The organism is Candidatus Leptovillus gracilis, from assembly GCA_016716065.1.
Lineage (GTDB): Bacteria > Chloroflexota > Anaerolineae > Promineifilales > Promineifilaceae > Leptovillus > Leptovillus gracilis.
Window position 1 is genome coordinate 84,487 of sequence record JADJXA010000001.1, and the last position, 13,341, is coordinate 97,827.

The following is a 13,341-nucleotide window of genomic DNA, read 5'->3' on the forward strand; positions in this document are numbered from 1 at the left end:
GTTAGCTTTCAAACCAACCCAACCTACCATCAGAGATCTTGCCCATGCAGCGTTTAACTCTTTTCCTCATTCTGATCATCGTCCTCACCGTCCCGGCCGTTTTCGCCGCGGATCCACCTGCCCCGCCGGATGGTCCGGTTGTGCCGGGAATGCCGGATAACCTGGAAGGGGGAACGGCCGTACTCGCCGCCACCTTTGAAGAACAAGTCCTGGAGATTGTCAACCAGGAGCGCTGGAATAACGGCCAGCTTCCGCCCCTGAAAGGCAACACCCTCTTAGACAACGCCGCCGAGACCCACAGCACCAACATGGCTATACGCAATTTTTTTGCCCACTGCGACCTGGATACCAAAAAGTCCCCCTGGGACCGGATGAACGCCGCCGGGTACACGGGCTGGAACGCTGCCTCTGAAAATATCGCCGCCGGGTATGGCACGCCAACGGCCGTGATGACCGGTTGGATGAACAGTTCCGGCCACCGCGCCAACATCCTCTCCACCAGTGTGCGCGAAATCGGCATTGGTTATGTCTACCAGGATGGCGACGCCAACAACGTGCGCTACGACGCCGGCGGCTGCAACCCGGACGGCGGCGGGCACGGCCCGTTTTATCGCTACTGGACACAAAACTTTGGCCGGATTGAGAGCGTAATGCCGGTGGTCATCAACCGCGAAGCGTATGAAACGACGACGCGGCAGGTGAATTTGTACATGTACGGAACAGGCTGGGCCACAGAGATGCGCTTCCGCAACGAAAATGGCAGTTGGGCGGCATGGCAGCCCTTTGCCGCCGCCAGCAGTTGGCAGCTCAGCAGCGGCAGCGGCCAGAAAACGGTTTACGCCGAAATTCGCAATGGCAGCACGGTGCGCAGCGCCAACGACGCCATCTGGCTGAATCTGCCGGTGGTGGAACCACCAGTGTTAACCGTCAGCCCAACGGCCGTCAGCTTCGCCCTACAACACGATGGCCCGCAAACACAGACCCGCACCCTACTCATCGGCAATAGCGGCGGCGAACCGCTCACCTGGAATCTCAGCCAAAACCCGGCTGTCAACTGGCTGACGACCGATGTGACCGGTGGGACGATTGCCGCAGGGGGAAATACGGCCGTTCTCCTCACCGCCGCCCGCACCGGACTCACGCCCGGCCTGCACACCACCACCTTGCACATGAATGGTGGCAGCGCTGCCAATTCGCCGCAATCCATCGCCATCACCTTCTTGCTAACGACGCAGCCACCGGTTTTTGTGCCGCTGGTGGTAAAATAAGGCTGGCTGCTCTGGAGAGCACAGCCCTACAACTGACCCAGCACATCTCGCGCCAGAATCTCTAAACCATCCAGATCGTCCAGGTTCAGCCATTGCAGCATCACCCGCTGCACGCCAGCCTCGGCCAGCACGCCCAACTGCTGCACAATGTCGTCCGGCGTGCCCAGCACCAGTCCCCGCGCCCGCAGTTCAGCGATGGATAATTTAGAGGCGATTTTTTGCGCCAGCGCCGCTTCGTCGCCAATTTCCACGCGGGTCATCAGCGAGCGGCGCACTTCGGCCGGGGCACGGCCGTTCGCCGCCAACAGCTCATCCAACAACCGGCTCTTCGCCGCAAATTCCGCCGCCGAAATGTAAACAGCGTTCCATTCCCGCGCGTACTTTGCCGCCAGGGGCAGTGTGCGCTTCGGCCCGTTGCCGCCAATGAGAATGGGTGGGCCGGCCAGCCGCTGTGGGCGCGGCAGCAGCACCGCCTCATGGAGTTGGTAATAAGCGCCGGCAAAGTCCAGCGGTTCTGCGCTGTGCAGCAGGTGGCTGATAATCTCCAGACCTTCCTCAAACCGGGCAAAACGGCCGGGTACGTCCAGCAAATCCCAGCCATAATTGGTGTGTTCCCGCTCCTGCCAACCCGCGCCGAGACCCAGAGAGAGACGGCCGTTTGCCAGATCATCCACCGCCGCGGCCATGCGCGCCGTCATCGTTGGCTGGCGGAAGGAAACCGGTGATACCAACGGGCCAAACTCAATGCGCCGCGTATGGGCCGCCAACCAGGTCAGCGACACCCATAATTCCAGCGAATCTTTGTCCGGCGGGCTGGCATTGGTGTAATGATCGGAGCGGTACAGCCCGACAAAACCGAGGTCTTCAACGGCCGTTGCCATCCGCTGCCACCGCGGCCAATTCAACCCATCTTGCCCTTCAACCATAATCGCCAATTCAATCATCTTATCTCCTACAAAAAGGTAACAAGGTGACATCTGACAAGGTGACAAAGATATCAGATGATGCCCTTTGCCAGTATAGCAACAAAAAAGCCACTGACCCCGGCCTTACGTCCACGATCAATGGCTTCTTTCGCATCCTAACAACGTATCACGGCTCACCGTTCACGGACTACGGTTCACCGTTCACGGTTTACGGTACACGGCTCACGCCCTAATTCTTGCTAATATGGGGCAAAATCTGCGCCACCAGACGGTCTTTAGGCATCGCGCCAACAATACGCGCCACCACTTCCCCACCTTTGAAAACCATCAACGTGGGAATGCCGGAAATGCCATAGCGGCCTGGGGTCATCGGGTTGTCATCCACATCCATTTTGGCGACTTTCAAAACGCCATCATACTCCGCGGCGATTTCTTTTACCGAGGGGGCAATCATGCGGCAAGGGCCACACCATTCCGCCCAAAAGTCCACCAATACCGGCTTATCAGATTCCAAGACTTCTGCCTGAAACGCAGAATCGGTTACATTAATTGGTTCAGCCATATTCAAAACTCCTTACGGGTTAAATTTTTCTATTTGCTTAATGGACAGCCTGAACTGTGATATTCTTACCTGTGAGTTTAACGGAAGCAAAGTCACTGTCAAGGTGTAATAATGGCCTCTGATACGAATCTAATTGTTACGGCCGTCTAACGGCGACGCCGTCCATTGCATACCTGACAAGGAGGGTTACAATCGCTTTATGGAACCATTACTCATCACCAACGGCCGTCTTGTCACCTGGGGAGCGGCCAATGAAATTATTATGAATGGCGGGCTGCTGTTGGTAGACGGCCGTATCGCCGACATCGGCGACAGCGCCGCCCTCATCGAGCAGTACCCACACGCCAAACATCTCGACGCCCACGGCCAACTCGTCATGCCTGGCAACATCTGCGCCCACACCCACTTCTACGGCGCATTTGCGCGCGGCATGTCCATCCCTGGTCCGGCCATGAAAGATTTCCCAGACATTTTAGAACGGCTGTGGTGGCGCTTAGACCGCGCCCTGCTGGACCTGGACGTAAAATACAGCGCCCTGGTCTGCCTGGTAGACGCCATCAAACACGGCACAACCAGCCTCATAGACCACCACGCCAGCCCCAACGCCATCAACAACTCTCTGGACCAGATCGCCGACGCCGTAGAACTGGCCGGCGTCCGCGCCGCCCTCTGCTACGAAGTCACCGACCGCAACGGCGCGGCCGGAGCGCAGGCGGGCATAGACGAAAACGTGCGCTTTTTGCATTCGCTCAAAGAGCGCGGCAGCAGCCTGTTGGCCGGAACCTTCGGCCTGCACGCCTCCCTCTCCCTCAGCGACGACACCCTGGCCGCCTGCGTAGACGCCGCCAAAGACCTGAACACCGGCTTCCACATCCACGTCGCCGAACATGAAGCCGACGAGTACGATTCCCTCTATAAATACGGCCGTCGCGTCGTGGACCGCCTGGCCGACGCCGATATTCTCGGCCCCAAAAGCATCGTCGCCCACGCCATCCACATAGACCCCACCGAAAAGGCGCTGCTGCACGAAACGGGAACCTGGGTCACCCACCAACCGCGCAGCAACATGAACAACGCCGTCGGCGCGGCCGACATCGAAGGCATGTTGCGCCTGGGTATCCCTGTCTGCCTGGGCAACGATGGCTTCAGCAACAACATGTGGGCCGAATGGAAAGCGGCTTACTTCCTGCATAAATTGGCCCACCGCGACCCGCGCCGGGCCAATGGCGCAGACATCGCCCAAATGGCAATCTACAACAACGCCGCCCTGGCCAACATGTTCTGGCCCCAGGCCAACGTGGGCAAACTGGCCGTTGGCGCGGCCGCCGACGTGATTTTTGTGGACTACCACGCCACCACGCCGCTGAGCGCTGGCAATTTGCCCTGGCACATCATCTTCGGCTTCGAAGCCAGCGCCGTCACCACGACCATCGTGGCCGGCAAGGTACTCATGCAAGACCGCAAACTGCTCACCCTGGACGAAGAAGAAATCACCATCCGCAGCCGCGAACTGGCCGCCGAAGTATGGCAGCGCTTCGAAAAACTGAGCGCCTGAGTTGTACCATTCAGAACCATTGTTAAGTTACGGGTCTTTGGGAACACGGGATTAACAGGGTAACGGGTAGCGAGTTCTACCTCTGGACTCGCTACGTCAAACCCCGCAAAATCCTAAAGAGCCTCAAGTTGTTTCCAGGCATTCATGTACAAACGTGTTTTGCGTGATATACAAAAAGGAATCCGCAAGCGTCAATATGTGATGACGCTTCATGCTGAAGAGGAAATGGTTGATGATGGTCTTACAATTTTCGATGTTGAAAGTGCTATCTTGACTGGAGAAGTTGTAGCTCGACAAGAAGATTTCCAGTCAGGTGAGTGAAAATACCTGATCACAGGACACACTATTGCGGGTCAGCTGCTAAATGTGGTCGCCAAACTCAGCGTTCTCAACAAAGTGATAATTGTTACCGTATATTTGGAAGGCTAATGATGCACAAAGTTCAAGAATCATCCCTCGTTTGCGATATTTGCGGTAAGGAAGGCGCAAGGGTACGTTACGTTACACGCAGCTATGGTAGAGGCGACAACCTGCTTGTTATTGAGAATGTACCAGTGGTTAGTTGTCCTCATTGTGGAGAAAGTTATTTAACGGCCGAGACCTTACACGAAATTGAGCGAATCAAACTTCATCGCCAATCATTTGCGGAACCGCGCTCGGTACCGGTGGCTGTTTTTGCGTAGGCCACCACCACGTAGGCTGCATCAATAAAGAGGAGCATTCCATTGAAAATCGCAATTTTAGGTGGCACAGGCAATGAAGGCTTTGGCCTCGGCTTTCGCTGGGCGACGGCCGGGCATGAAATCATCATCGGTTCGCGTTTGGCGGAGAAAGGGGCAGCGGCCGCTGCCGACATGCGCGACAAACTGGCAGGCAAGGCCAACGTCAGCGGCGCGGATAATCTGACGGCCGCGCAGCAAGCCGAGGTGGTGGTGCTGTCTGTGCCCTACCAGGCGCAGGCGGCCACGTTGGAACAGGCCCGCCCCGGCCTGCAAGACAAACTGCTGATCACCGTCGTCGCCCCATCGGGTGAAAAGAAGGCGCGTGTGTACACGCTGGAGAGCGGCCTGTCGGCGGCCGAAGAAGCGCAGGGGCAGCTTGGCGAGGCCAGCCGCGTGGTAGCCGCCTTCCAAAACATCGGCGCACACCATCTGCTGGACCTGGAACACGCGCTGGACTGCGACGTACTGGTTTGCGGCGAAAAGAAGGAAGACAAGGCCATCGCCATGCAGTTGTGCGCCGACGCCGGGTTGCGCGGCGTGAACGCCGGGGCGCTGCAAAATGCGCGGGCGGTGGAAGGGTTAACGGCCGTCCTCATCGCCATCAACGTCATCCACAAATCCCCCAGCGCGGGCATCCGCATCACCGGAATTTAGCGTGAAAATTTCTCTCACGGCCGTTCCCCACATCCCAGACGTTCAACCCGGCGATGATGTGACGGCGCTTATTTTGGCTGCCCTGGCCGAAACTGGTCTAGCTTTACAAGATGGCGATGTGTTAGCCATTGCCCAAAAAATCATTTCCAAAGCGGAAGGGCGGCTGATTTGGCTGGCCGACGTGGTTCCGGGGCCGCACGCCCTGGCAGTGGCGGCGCAAACCGACAAAGATCCGCGCATCGTCGAGCTGATTTTGCGTGAAAGCGATGAGATTTCCCGCCTGAAGCCAGGCGTGTTGGTGGTGCGCCACAAGTTGGGCTTCACCAGCGCCAACGCCGGCATAGACCGCTCCAACGTCAACGCCGCCGCGGATACGGCCGTGCTGCTGCTGCCCATCAACCCCGATGCCTCCGCCGCCGCCATCCGCCAGACCATCCAGAAAAAACTGGGCGTGGTGGTGGGCGTGGTGATTACCGACAGCCATGGACGGCCGTTTCGTTTGGGCACTGTGGGCGTGGCCATTGGCGTGGCCGGGCTGCCCGCCCTGTGGGACCGGCGCGGTGAACGTGACCGCTATGGCTACATATTGCAGCACACCGACGTCGGCGTGGCCGACGAAATTGCCGCCGCCGCCGGGCTGCTGATGGGCCAGGCGGCCGAAGGGCTGCCGGTGGTGCTGCTGCGCGGCCTCCATCTACCCCCCGCCGACGGCCGTGCCACTGATCTGGTACGGCCCAAGGAGCTAGACCTGTATAGATGAAACGTAGCCCATCCCTGATTGGCTTGCTGCTGCTGACGGCCGTCTGGCTGCTGGGCTGCCAGGCGGTAGACGCCGCGCAGCTGCCCACCAGAGCAGCAGCAGCAGTGCTGCCCGTGCCCACCGGCGGCATTCCGGCGACATTTACAGTGGGGGCAATGACGGCCGTTGCCACACCCACTTCCTTCATCCCCCGCGCCACGGCCACGCCCAGCCAGACCCCCATCATCCCCACACTGACGCCCTTCACGCCCCGCCCCAGCGCCACGCCCACACCCACCTTCTCGCCCATCATCACCCCCACCGAGACGCCCGTCATCAAACCCATCGGCCAATACGCTTACCAGGAAGTCATTCCCTACCAGGCGTTTCCGGTTCCGCCCGGCAACAACGGCTGGGGGATGCACTGGATTCCCACCGTTAGTCAGGATCGCGGCGTGGTGGACCGTTTCGTGGCTGAAATGGTCAAGATGCACATCAAATGGGTGGTCTTCTTGAACGATGGGGCCAACATCGGCGACAACGATTACCTGGTGGACAAACTGGTCGCCAGCGGCATTATGCCAGTGATGCGGCTGTACCGCAACGGTGTGCTGCCCTATGATGGCGATGTGGGGGCGATGGTGCGCCATTACCGCGCCAAAGGGGTGTATTACTACCAGCTATACAACGAACCCAACGTCAACGACGAAAACCATCAGGGGTTTGCCAACCCCAACCAATATGCCATCGCCTGGGCGACGACCGCCCGCGCCATTGTCGCCAATGGTGGGCTGCCGGGCATTGGCGCGTTTAGCCCCGGTGGGGCGTATGAGCATTATGATTTTTTGGACCGCACCCTGCGGGCGATTGAATTTAACGGGGACGCCGCGCTGCTCAACCACGCCTGGTTGTCGGTGCATAATTATCATGGCACACGGCCGTATGACGACCCCGACGGTTTTCTGCTGTTCCGCAAATACGACGAAATTGTGCGCAATCATCTGGGGCGTTCCCTGCCAATGATCGGCACAGAAGGCGGCTCCTACAGCGATGATCCCAACGTGGTGAAGGATTTGCTGGCATACCAATATGGCTACATGCGCGACGCAGAGCCATATTTGCTGGCGTTTAGCTATTGGCTGGTCGCCAACCAGGCGGGCGGCAGTTTTGATCCGGCCTGGGAGTGGCAGGCATTATTCCGCGCCAGCGGCTACGTGCATCCGGTAGTGACAGACTATTTCTACCGGTACAGCCGGTGAGAACGATGAATGATGAACGGGTCATCGTTCCAAGTCACTTCCGTTCAGTTCCGCTTCCAGAGTATTCCAGAGCCAGTTGTACGCTTCCAGACGAGACTGAGCGGCGCGGCGGGCCGGTTCGGTGTGCATACTGGCAACAGTTTTGGCCTGCCAATCGGCCGAACGGCCGCGTTCAATCAGTTCAGAAAGAGCGCGGAATTTATTACCAGCCAATGCCAGACCGGTCCAATGAAAGGCGGCCGTTAACCCAATTTTCGCCAGTTTATCAGCGTCCCACAAGACCATAGATTCCAGGTTCGTCAGCGGTTGGCTGCGCCACAAACCCATGTGGTCTTCTATTGCCATAGCAACTCGTTCGATCTTCTTTTTAGGAAAATTGGTTTGCGGCAAAAATTCGCGGGCAAATTTTGCGCCCTCGCGGGGATGGGAATCGCCGGCGTCTTTGCGCACGTCGTGCAGCCAGGCGGCCGCCTCGACCACTTTTATATCGGCGCCGGTTATTTCCGCCAGGCGCATCGCCAGCGTAACGACAGACTGAACATGTTCCCAACGGTAATTAAAAGAAGCGTTATCCAGGCCGCCAAAGCGATCAATAATTTCCTGTTCGGTGGCCTGCTGCATCGCACTGCGGACGGCCTTGCGCCATTCCGGTTGGTTATTGGTACTGTTATCTTTAGGCATAAATGCGTGATTTGTTGGTGATGAGGATGTAATTGGTGGTCTGGCAATCTGTTCAGAAAGATTAAAGACTGAGGATTATATGGTTACAATCCTCAGTCTTTAAGGAAGTTTGAACGATCATCAAATGGTGGATTAAACGGCCGTTTTGCGCGGAGCCAATGCTTCTTCAACGAGTCTTTCCATCAGCGTGTCTGCCTCCACAGGCGTCTTTTGCCACTGACGACTGTCGGCTATCTCATCCAAAATCATGGCCGCTAATGCATCTTGCTCCCACTCTGGCAAACGGTTAGCTTCAGCAAACGCCTTTTTTAGTAGTTTTGTCATAGTGACCTCCGTAGATCAGTCCTCTTCCAGAACTGTATTGATATTTTCACGGCACATTATACACGATATAGCAAGTCCCTGATCGGCCAATTATGCGCCATTTAGAATTTGCTGTGGGTTTGTCGCAGGTTGGTTGGCATGAACCAAATAGTATCCGGAGGCCGAAGTCCGTATCCCGTTTCCCGTGGGCATTTGCCAGAGGTGACGCCTACGGATTACCACTTACGGGTACTAGCCAACCAACTTCCTGGTTTAGATTGGACAAATCTCAGAAGATTTATCCAATCTTCCTCAATTTCGTGCCTAATTGCCCCAGGGATATGGCTGCTGCGGTTCCACCCCATAATACAATTCCACAATGCGGCGGAAAATGGGCGCGGCGACGGCCGAACCTTCGCCCGCGTTTTCGATCATCACCACAATGGCGATTTCCGGCTGCTCGATAGTCATGCCATCGGCGCGGGTAAAAGGGGCTGCCGAAGCATACCCGGCAAACCAGGCGTGGGAATTGCGCGGCGGATCCTCGGCCGTGCCTGTTTTACCGGCCACCGTCACCGGCAGGCCCACAAATTGATGCGTCGCCGTACCAGAGCCGCTGTTGGCGACTCCCCACATCGCCTCTTGCAGCGTGGCAATCTGCTCCGGGGTGATGGGCGCCTGGCCGCGTATCTGGGCCGGCCATGCCTCTTCCGGCGCGCCGCCGCCGGCGCCGATGCGGTCTACCACCGTTGGGCGATACAGCGTGCCGCCGTTGGCAACGGCCGCGACCACATCTACCATTTGCAGCGGCGTCACCTGCACAAATCCCTGCCCAATCGCCATGTTCACGGCGTCGCCGGGAACCCAACCCTCGCCAACATTGTTGATTTTCCATTCAGGACTGGGGATCAGCCCGGCCGATTCGGCGATCTGAATGCCGGTTGTCTGCCCCAGACCAAACGCTTTGGCAACTTCCGGCAAAAAATTGTTGTCGAACTGATCCATATTTAACCCGGCGTCGTAGAAACAACTATTGCAAGAGACAACCAACGCCTGACGCATACTGATGGTCCCGTGCCCACCTTGCAGCCAATCATACTTAACAAAATTATCGCCCAGCCCGCGCCAGGTTCCGACACTGGTGTAGCGGCTGTCGGCAGTGTACAGGCCGCTTTTCAGGGCAGCCGACAGGGTGATGATTTTGAAGAGCGAGCCGGAGGGATATGCGCCCTGGGTGACGCGGTTGAGCAACGGCCGTCCCGGATCAGTTAACACGGCGGTCAGCGCCCCATCGTCTTGCGAGCGATTGGCGTCGAACACCGCCGGGTTATAAGAGGGGTAGCTGGCCATGGCGCGGATGGCCCCGCTGTTCACGTCCATCACCACCACCGACCCGGCGTTGGCCCCCGGATAAGATTCAATCGCTTCGGCCAGGGCTTGCTGCACGGCCGTTTGGAAATCATTGTCAATGGTGGTGTAAATGCTGCGGGCCTGCTGCGGCGCGCGCTCGGCGACGGTTGTCAGGTATTGACCGCTGGGGCTGATAACCGTTAACGTGCCGCCGCGCTCACCGTTCAGATATTCTTCGCCCCACGCTTCCAAACCGGCCAGCCCTACCTGCTCGTCGCCGCGAAACCCCTGATCCAGATAGCTGCCAACCGTTTCCGCCGGAATGGGGCCAATATAGCCCACCACATGGGGCGCAACGCCGTCGGCGGCGTAGATGCGCGTCAGGCGCTGCTCCGGCGGAGCCAGCCCTTTGCCGATGAATGGCTGCAAGGTGGTGGCATACTGCTGCATCACTGCTTCGGGAATGTCGCCCAGAGGCCAATACCAGTTGGGCAGCGCCGGGGCGTAAATCTCCTTGATTTCGGACGGGGTTTTACCGAGTACCGGCGATAAGGCATTGAGCAGCCCTTCTTCATCCTGAATTTGCCCCGGTATGACGCCTAAACTAAGGATGGTTCCCTGGTAGGCCAGCGCCTTGCCGGTGTAGTCGTAGATGTTGGCGCGGGCAGGCACGCGGTAATCCATGAGCAGGCGATTACCGCCAGCCAGTTCCGGCAAGATGAGGCCCTCGTCCCAAACCACCCCCCAACGGCCGTCTGCATACAGCAGCGGCAGGGTAAACTCGCGCACGATGGGGCCAAAAACGGCCGTATCCCATGTTACCCGCACCCCCATCTCCGCCTGCTCCCCATCCTGAATCAGCGACAAAGGCTGCGCCAAAACGGTGTTCACCATGGCCGTTTGCTGCGCCTCCTGGTAGCGCTGGGCAAAGGCGGTGCTGTCCACCAACGCCTGGCTTTGCGGCGTGAGCAGACTATACATACCCAGATAATCGCCCGACTCCCAGGCGCGGTAAAAGGCGCGGCCAATGCCACCGGCGTCTTCTAAAATGGGCACGGCCGTTGGCCGGGGCAAATCCGTCGCCGGCGGCGTCAGGGTGGCCTCTTCATAAGTATCTTGCAGAAAAGGGACGCCCCCAGACCCACAGGCTACCAATCCCAGAGCAATCAGCAGAAAAACAAGCGGCTTCCAATTCATAAAAATTCTCCTGAGGAACACCCGCCTCAGCCTCTTTGCCAAATAGTCTTGCATCAACGGACAAATTATAGCCCACACGCGCCACCTTGAGATATAGACTCGCAAAGGTCACAATCTGACATTTTTACCACCTTGGCAGTGTTATCTTGTCACCTTGTCAAGTACAAATTCCCCATCACGCCTGTCGGGTTTATCAATCAGGAACAGCGATCAAAAAAAGGGGTATGACCCGGTTTGTCATACCCCTTTTAAATGATCCGGTTGCAGAAAGTCAGGCCGGTAAAAGCTCAAAGGAAAAATCATGTTGAACGAGAAGTTCAACCTTGCGCCACTGTCTGGCGTCTTTGGCGGGAGGGATGATAAAACCGATGCCCATGTTGTGCATGGGTTGGGCACATTGTGGGCAGCGAACAAGACGATAGGACGCGGATGCATCTTGCCTGAAAGCTAACCGGCACTGGCAGCAAGCAAAGTTCGCTTTTTGGGGATTAAACCTGTCTTCAAACAGCATGACCAGCACCTCCATTAGAAAATTTGCAGCCAGTATCATACGTTAACCTGCCAGAGACACGAAGAAAATCGGCGTTGTTTTCACTGCCTGCTCATTTTGCGGTGGGAACGGCTGTTCACCCCACGTTCGATAAAAGGTAAACAGGGAACGGCCGTTACCCGGAACTACGGCCGATTCATCTCGTCACCTACCCCGGCTTTGCGTACAATACCACAAGCGCCACACTCAGGCGTACATGATTGATAGAAAGAGCAGCAGGCAGAGGAGTGCCGCACCACAGCCCACCCTGCCCGCCCAAAATGGAGGGAATCCCCATGAGTACAAGTCAGAACCCGCAAGATGTGGTGATTGTTGGCGCGGCGCGCACACCCACCGGCCGCTTTATGGGCGGCCTGAGCAGCCTGACAGCGACCGATTTGGGCGCAACGGCCATAGCCGCAGCCATCACCCGTTCAGGCATAGACCCGGCCACCGTGTATGAAGTGATAATGGGCAATGTCGTCCAGGCGGGTGTGGGGCAGGCCCCGGCGCGGCAGGCGGCGCTGCGCGGCGGGCTGCCAGATTCGGTGGGGGCAACGGCCGTCAACAAAGTCTGCGGCTCCGGTCTCAAAGCTGTCATGATGGCCGCCAACGGCATCATCGCCGGGGAAGCGGACGTGTTTGTGGCCGGCGGCATGGAAAGCATGTCTAACGCGCCCTACTTGCTGCCCAAAGCCCGCGTCGGACTGCGCTATGGCGACGCCCAACTGCAAGACGCCGTCTTGCACGATGGCCTTTGGTGCGCCTTCCAGAACTGGTCCATGGGCAGCGCCGCCGAATTTATCGCCCAACAATTTGGCCTGACACGCCAGCAGCTCGATGAATTTGCCCTGTCCAGCCACGAGAAAGCGGCCGAAGCGACAGTAAACGGCCGTTTCCGCCAGGAAATCGCCGCTGTCGAAATCCCAGGGCGCAAAACCATCAGCCGCATAGATACCGATGAATCCATTCGCGCCAGTTTCAGCGACGGCGGCTGCACCCTGGAAACCAGCCTGGAACAACTGGGCAAACTGCCGCCGGCATTTGCGCCGGATGGCGTCGTCACCGCCGGCAACGCACCGGGCCTCAATGATGGTGCAGCTGCCCTGGCGCTGACCAGCCGCGCCGCAGCCGAACGCCAGGCGCTGAAGCCTCTGGCGCGCATTGTGGGCTACACGTTGGTCGCCGTTGAACCCAAGTGGCTGTTTGCCGCCCCGGCGCGCGCCTTGCCCAAACTGCTACACCGCATCGGCTGGACGCTGGCCGACGTGGACCTGATCGAACTTAACGAAGCGTTTGCCGCGCAGGTGTTGGCGAACGGTCTGGAACTGACGCAGCAGGGGTACAATTGGCGCTGGGACAAGGTCAACGTCAACGGCGGGGCGATTGCGCTGGGGCATCCCATTGGCGCCAGCGGCGCGCGCCTGTTGGTGACGCTGCTGTACGCGCTGCAAGATCGCGGCTTGCGCCGGGGCATCGCTGCGCTGTGCCTGGGCGGCGGGGAAGCCGTGGCGCTGGCGTTGGAATTGGAAGGCTGAGCCAGCGGCAATAGAAAGGAGTGCCGTTTTCAGTATTCAGTTTTCAGTATTCAGTCTT

General features: G+C 58.2%; 14 protein-coding genes. 8 read left to right on the forward strand and 6 right to left on the reverse strand.

The annotated features are described in order from the left end of the window. The first annotated feature begins 44 nt into the window (after positions 1-44). On the forward strand, positions 45-1,268 hold the full coding sequence (locus tag IPM39_00395) for a hypothetical protein (protein MBK8984534.1): 1,224 nt from the start codon (positions 45-47) through the stop codon (positions 1,266-1,268). A 26-nt stretch (positions 1,269-1,294) separates the two neighbouring features. Here the strand turns inward: IPM39_00395 and IPM39_00400 are convergent, their stop codons facing one another. Continuing rightward, positions 1,295-2,212, reverse strand: a complete 918-nt coding sequence (locus tag IPM39_00400; protein MBK8984535.1) for an LLM class F420-dependent oxidoreductase — start codon at positions 2,210-2,212, stop codon at positions 1,295-1,297. Positions 2,213-2,423: 211 nt separating this feature from the next. Beyond that, complete coding sequence (gene trxA, locus IPM39_00405; protein MBK8984536.1) at positions 2,424-2,756, reverse strand: thioredoxin; 333 nt, start codon at positions 2,754-2,756, stop codon at positions 2,424-2,426. A gap of 199 nt (positions 2,757-2,955) precedes the next feature. On the opposite strand from trxA, the gene ssnA reads away from it, so the two are divergent. From ssnA to IPM39_00435, 6 genes are all read left to right on the forward strand, one after another. Beyond that, positions 2,956-4,311 carry a putative aminohydrolase SsnA gene (ssnA, locus tag IPM39_00410; GenBank protein ID MBK8984537.1) on the forward strand — a complete coding sequence of 452 codons (1,356 nt, stop codon included), beginning with the start codon at positions 2,956-2,958 and terminating at the stop codon, positions 4,309-4,311. A gap of 144 nt (positions 4,312-4,455) precedes the next feature. Further along, positions 4,456-4,632, forward strand: coding sequence for a DUF4258 domain-containing protein (locus tag IPM39_00415; GenBank protein MBK8984538.1), 177 nt, complete (start codon positions 4,456-4,458; stop codon positions 4,630-4,632). A 110-nt stretch (positions 4,633-4,742) separates the two neighbouring features. After that, on the forward strand, positions 4,743-4,994 hold the full coding sequence (locus IPM39_00420; protein MBK8984539.1) for a type II toxin-antitoxin system MqsA family antitoxin: 252 nt from the start codon (positions 4,743-4,745) through the stop codon (positions 4,992-4,994). 24 nt (positions 4,995-5,018) lie between these two features. Continuing rightward, positions 5,019-5,687, forward strand: coding sequence for an NADPH-dependent F420 reductase (npdG, locus tag IPM39_00425; GenBank protein ID MBK8984540.1), 669 nt, complete (start codon positions 5,019-5,021; stop codon positions 5,685-5,687). 1 nt (position 5,688) lies between these two features. After that, the gene (gene cofE, locus IPM39_00430) at positions 5,689-6,447 is read left to right on the forward strand and encodes a coenzyme F420-0:L-glutamate ligase (protein ID MBK8984541.1); all 759 of its coding nucleotides are present in this window, start codon (positions 5,689-5,691) and stop codon (positions 6,445-6,447) included. Beyond that, the gene (locus IPM39_00435) at positions 6,444-7,685 is read left to right on the forward strand and encodes a hypothetical protein (protein ID MBK8984542.1); all 1,242 of its coding nucleotides are present in this window, start codon (positions 6,444-6,446) and stop codon (positions 7,683-7,685) included. Before cofE ends, IPM39_00435 begins: the two co-directional genes overlap by 4 nt. Before the next feature lie 21 nt (positions 7,686-7,706). On the opposite strand, the gene IPM39_00440 is transcribed toward IPM39_00435, so the two are convergent. The 4 genes from IPM39_00440 to IPM39_00455 form a co-directional block, all read right to left on the reverse strand. After that, on the reverse strand, positions 7,707-8,366 hold the full coding sequence (locus tag IPM39_00440) for an HD domain-containing protein (protein ID MBK8984543.1): 660 nt from the start codon (positions 8,364-8,366) through the stop codon (positions 7,707-7,709). Positions 8,367-8,498: 132 nt separating this feature from the next. Beyond that, on the reverse strand, positions 8,499-8,690 hold the full coding sequence (locus tag IPM39_00445; GenBank protein ID MBK8984544.1) for a hypothetical protein: 192 nt from the start codon (positions 8,688-8,690) through the stop codon (positions 8,499-8,501). Positions 8,691-8,993: 303 nt separating this feature from the next. Beyond that, positions 8,994-11,216, reverse strand: coding sequence for a hypothetical protein (locus IPM39_00450; GenBank protein MBK8984545.1), 2,223 nt, complete (start codon positions 11,214-11,216; stop codon positions 8,994-8,996). A 271-nt stretch (positions 11,217-11,487) separates the two neighbouring features. Further along, a complete protein-coding gene (locus IPM39_00455; GenBank protein MBK8984546.1) occupies positions 11,488-11,766 on the reverse strand; it encodes a hypothetical protein in 279 nt (92 codons plus the stop codon). A 275-nt stretch (positions 11,767-12,041) separates the two neighbouring features. Here IPM39_00455 and IPM39_00460 point away from each other — a divergent pair, with 275 nt between their 5' ends. Continuing rightward, positions 12,042-13,283, forward strand: coding sequence for an acetyl-CoA C-acyltransferase (locus IPM39_00460; GenBank protein MBK8984547.1), 1,242 nt, complete (start codon positions 12,042-12,044; stop codon positions 13,281-13,283). Positions 13,284-13,341 lie beyond the last annotated feature (58 nt).

Excerpts from the sequence above, each read along its gene's own strand:
- IPM39_00440 (MBK8984543.1), bottom strand. The coding sequence starts at position 8,366 with ATGCCTAAAGATAACAGTACCAATAACCAACCGGAATGGCGCAAGGCC.
- IPM39_00460 (MBK8984547.1), top strand. The coding sequence starts at position 12,042 with ATGAGTACAAGTCAGAACCCGCAAGATGTGGTGATTGTTGGCGCGGCG.
- IPM39_00450 (MBK8984545.1), bottom strand. The coding sequence starts at position 11,216 with ATGAATTGGAAGCCGCTTGTTTTTCTGCTGATTGCTCTGGGATTGGTA.
- IPM39_00455 (MBK8984546.1), bottom strand. The coding sequence starts at position 11,766 with ATGATACTGGCTGCAAATTTTCTAATGGAGGTGCTGGTCATGCTGTTT.
- ssnA (MBK8984537.1), top strand. The coding sequence starts at position 2,956 with ATGGAACCATTACTCATCACCAACGGCCGTCTTGTCACCTGGGGAGCG.
- IPM39_00445 (MBK8984544.1), bottom strand. The coding sequence starts at position 8,690 with ATGACAAAACTACTAAAAAAGGCGTTTGCTGAAGCTAACCGTTTGCCA.
- IPM39_00420 (MBK8984539.1), top strand. The coding sequence starts at position 4,743 with ATGCACAAAGTTCAAGAATCATCCCTCGTTTGCGATATTTGCGGTAAG.
- IPM39_00415 (MBK8984538.1), top strand. The coding sequence starts at position 4,456 with ATGTACAAACGTGTTTTGCGTGATATACAAAAAGGAATCCGCAAGCGT.
- IPM39_00400 (MBK8984535.1), bottom strand. The coding sequence starts at position 2,212 with ATGATTGAATTGGCGATTATGGTTGAAGGGCAAGATGGGTTGAATTGG.
- trxA (MBK8984536.1), bottom strand. The coding sequence starts at position 2,756 with ATGGCTGAACCAATTAATGTAACCGATTCTGCGTTTCAGGCAGAAGTC.
- IPM39_00435 (MBK8984542.1), top strand. The coding sequence starts at position 6,444 with ATGAAACGTAGCCCATCCCTGATTGGCTTGCTGCTGCTGACGGCCGTC.
- IPM39_00395 (MBK8984534.1), top strand. The coding sequence starts at position 45 with ATGCAGCGTTTAACTCTTTTCCTCATTCTGATCATCGTCCTCACCGTC.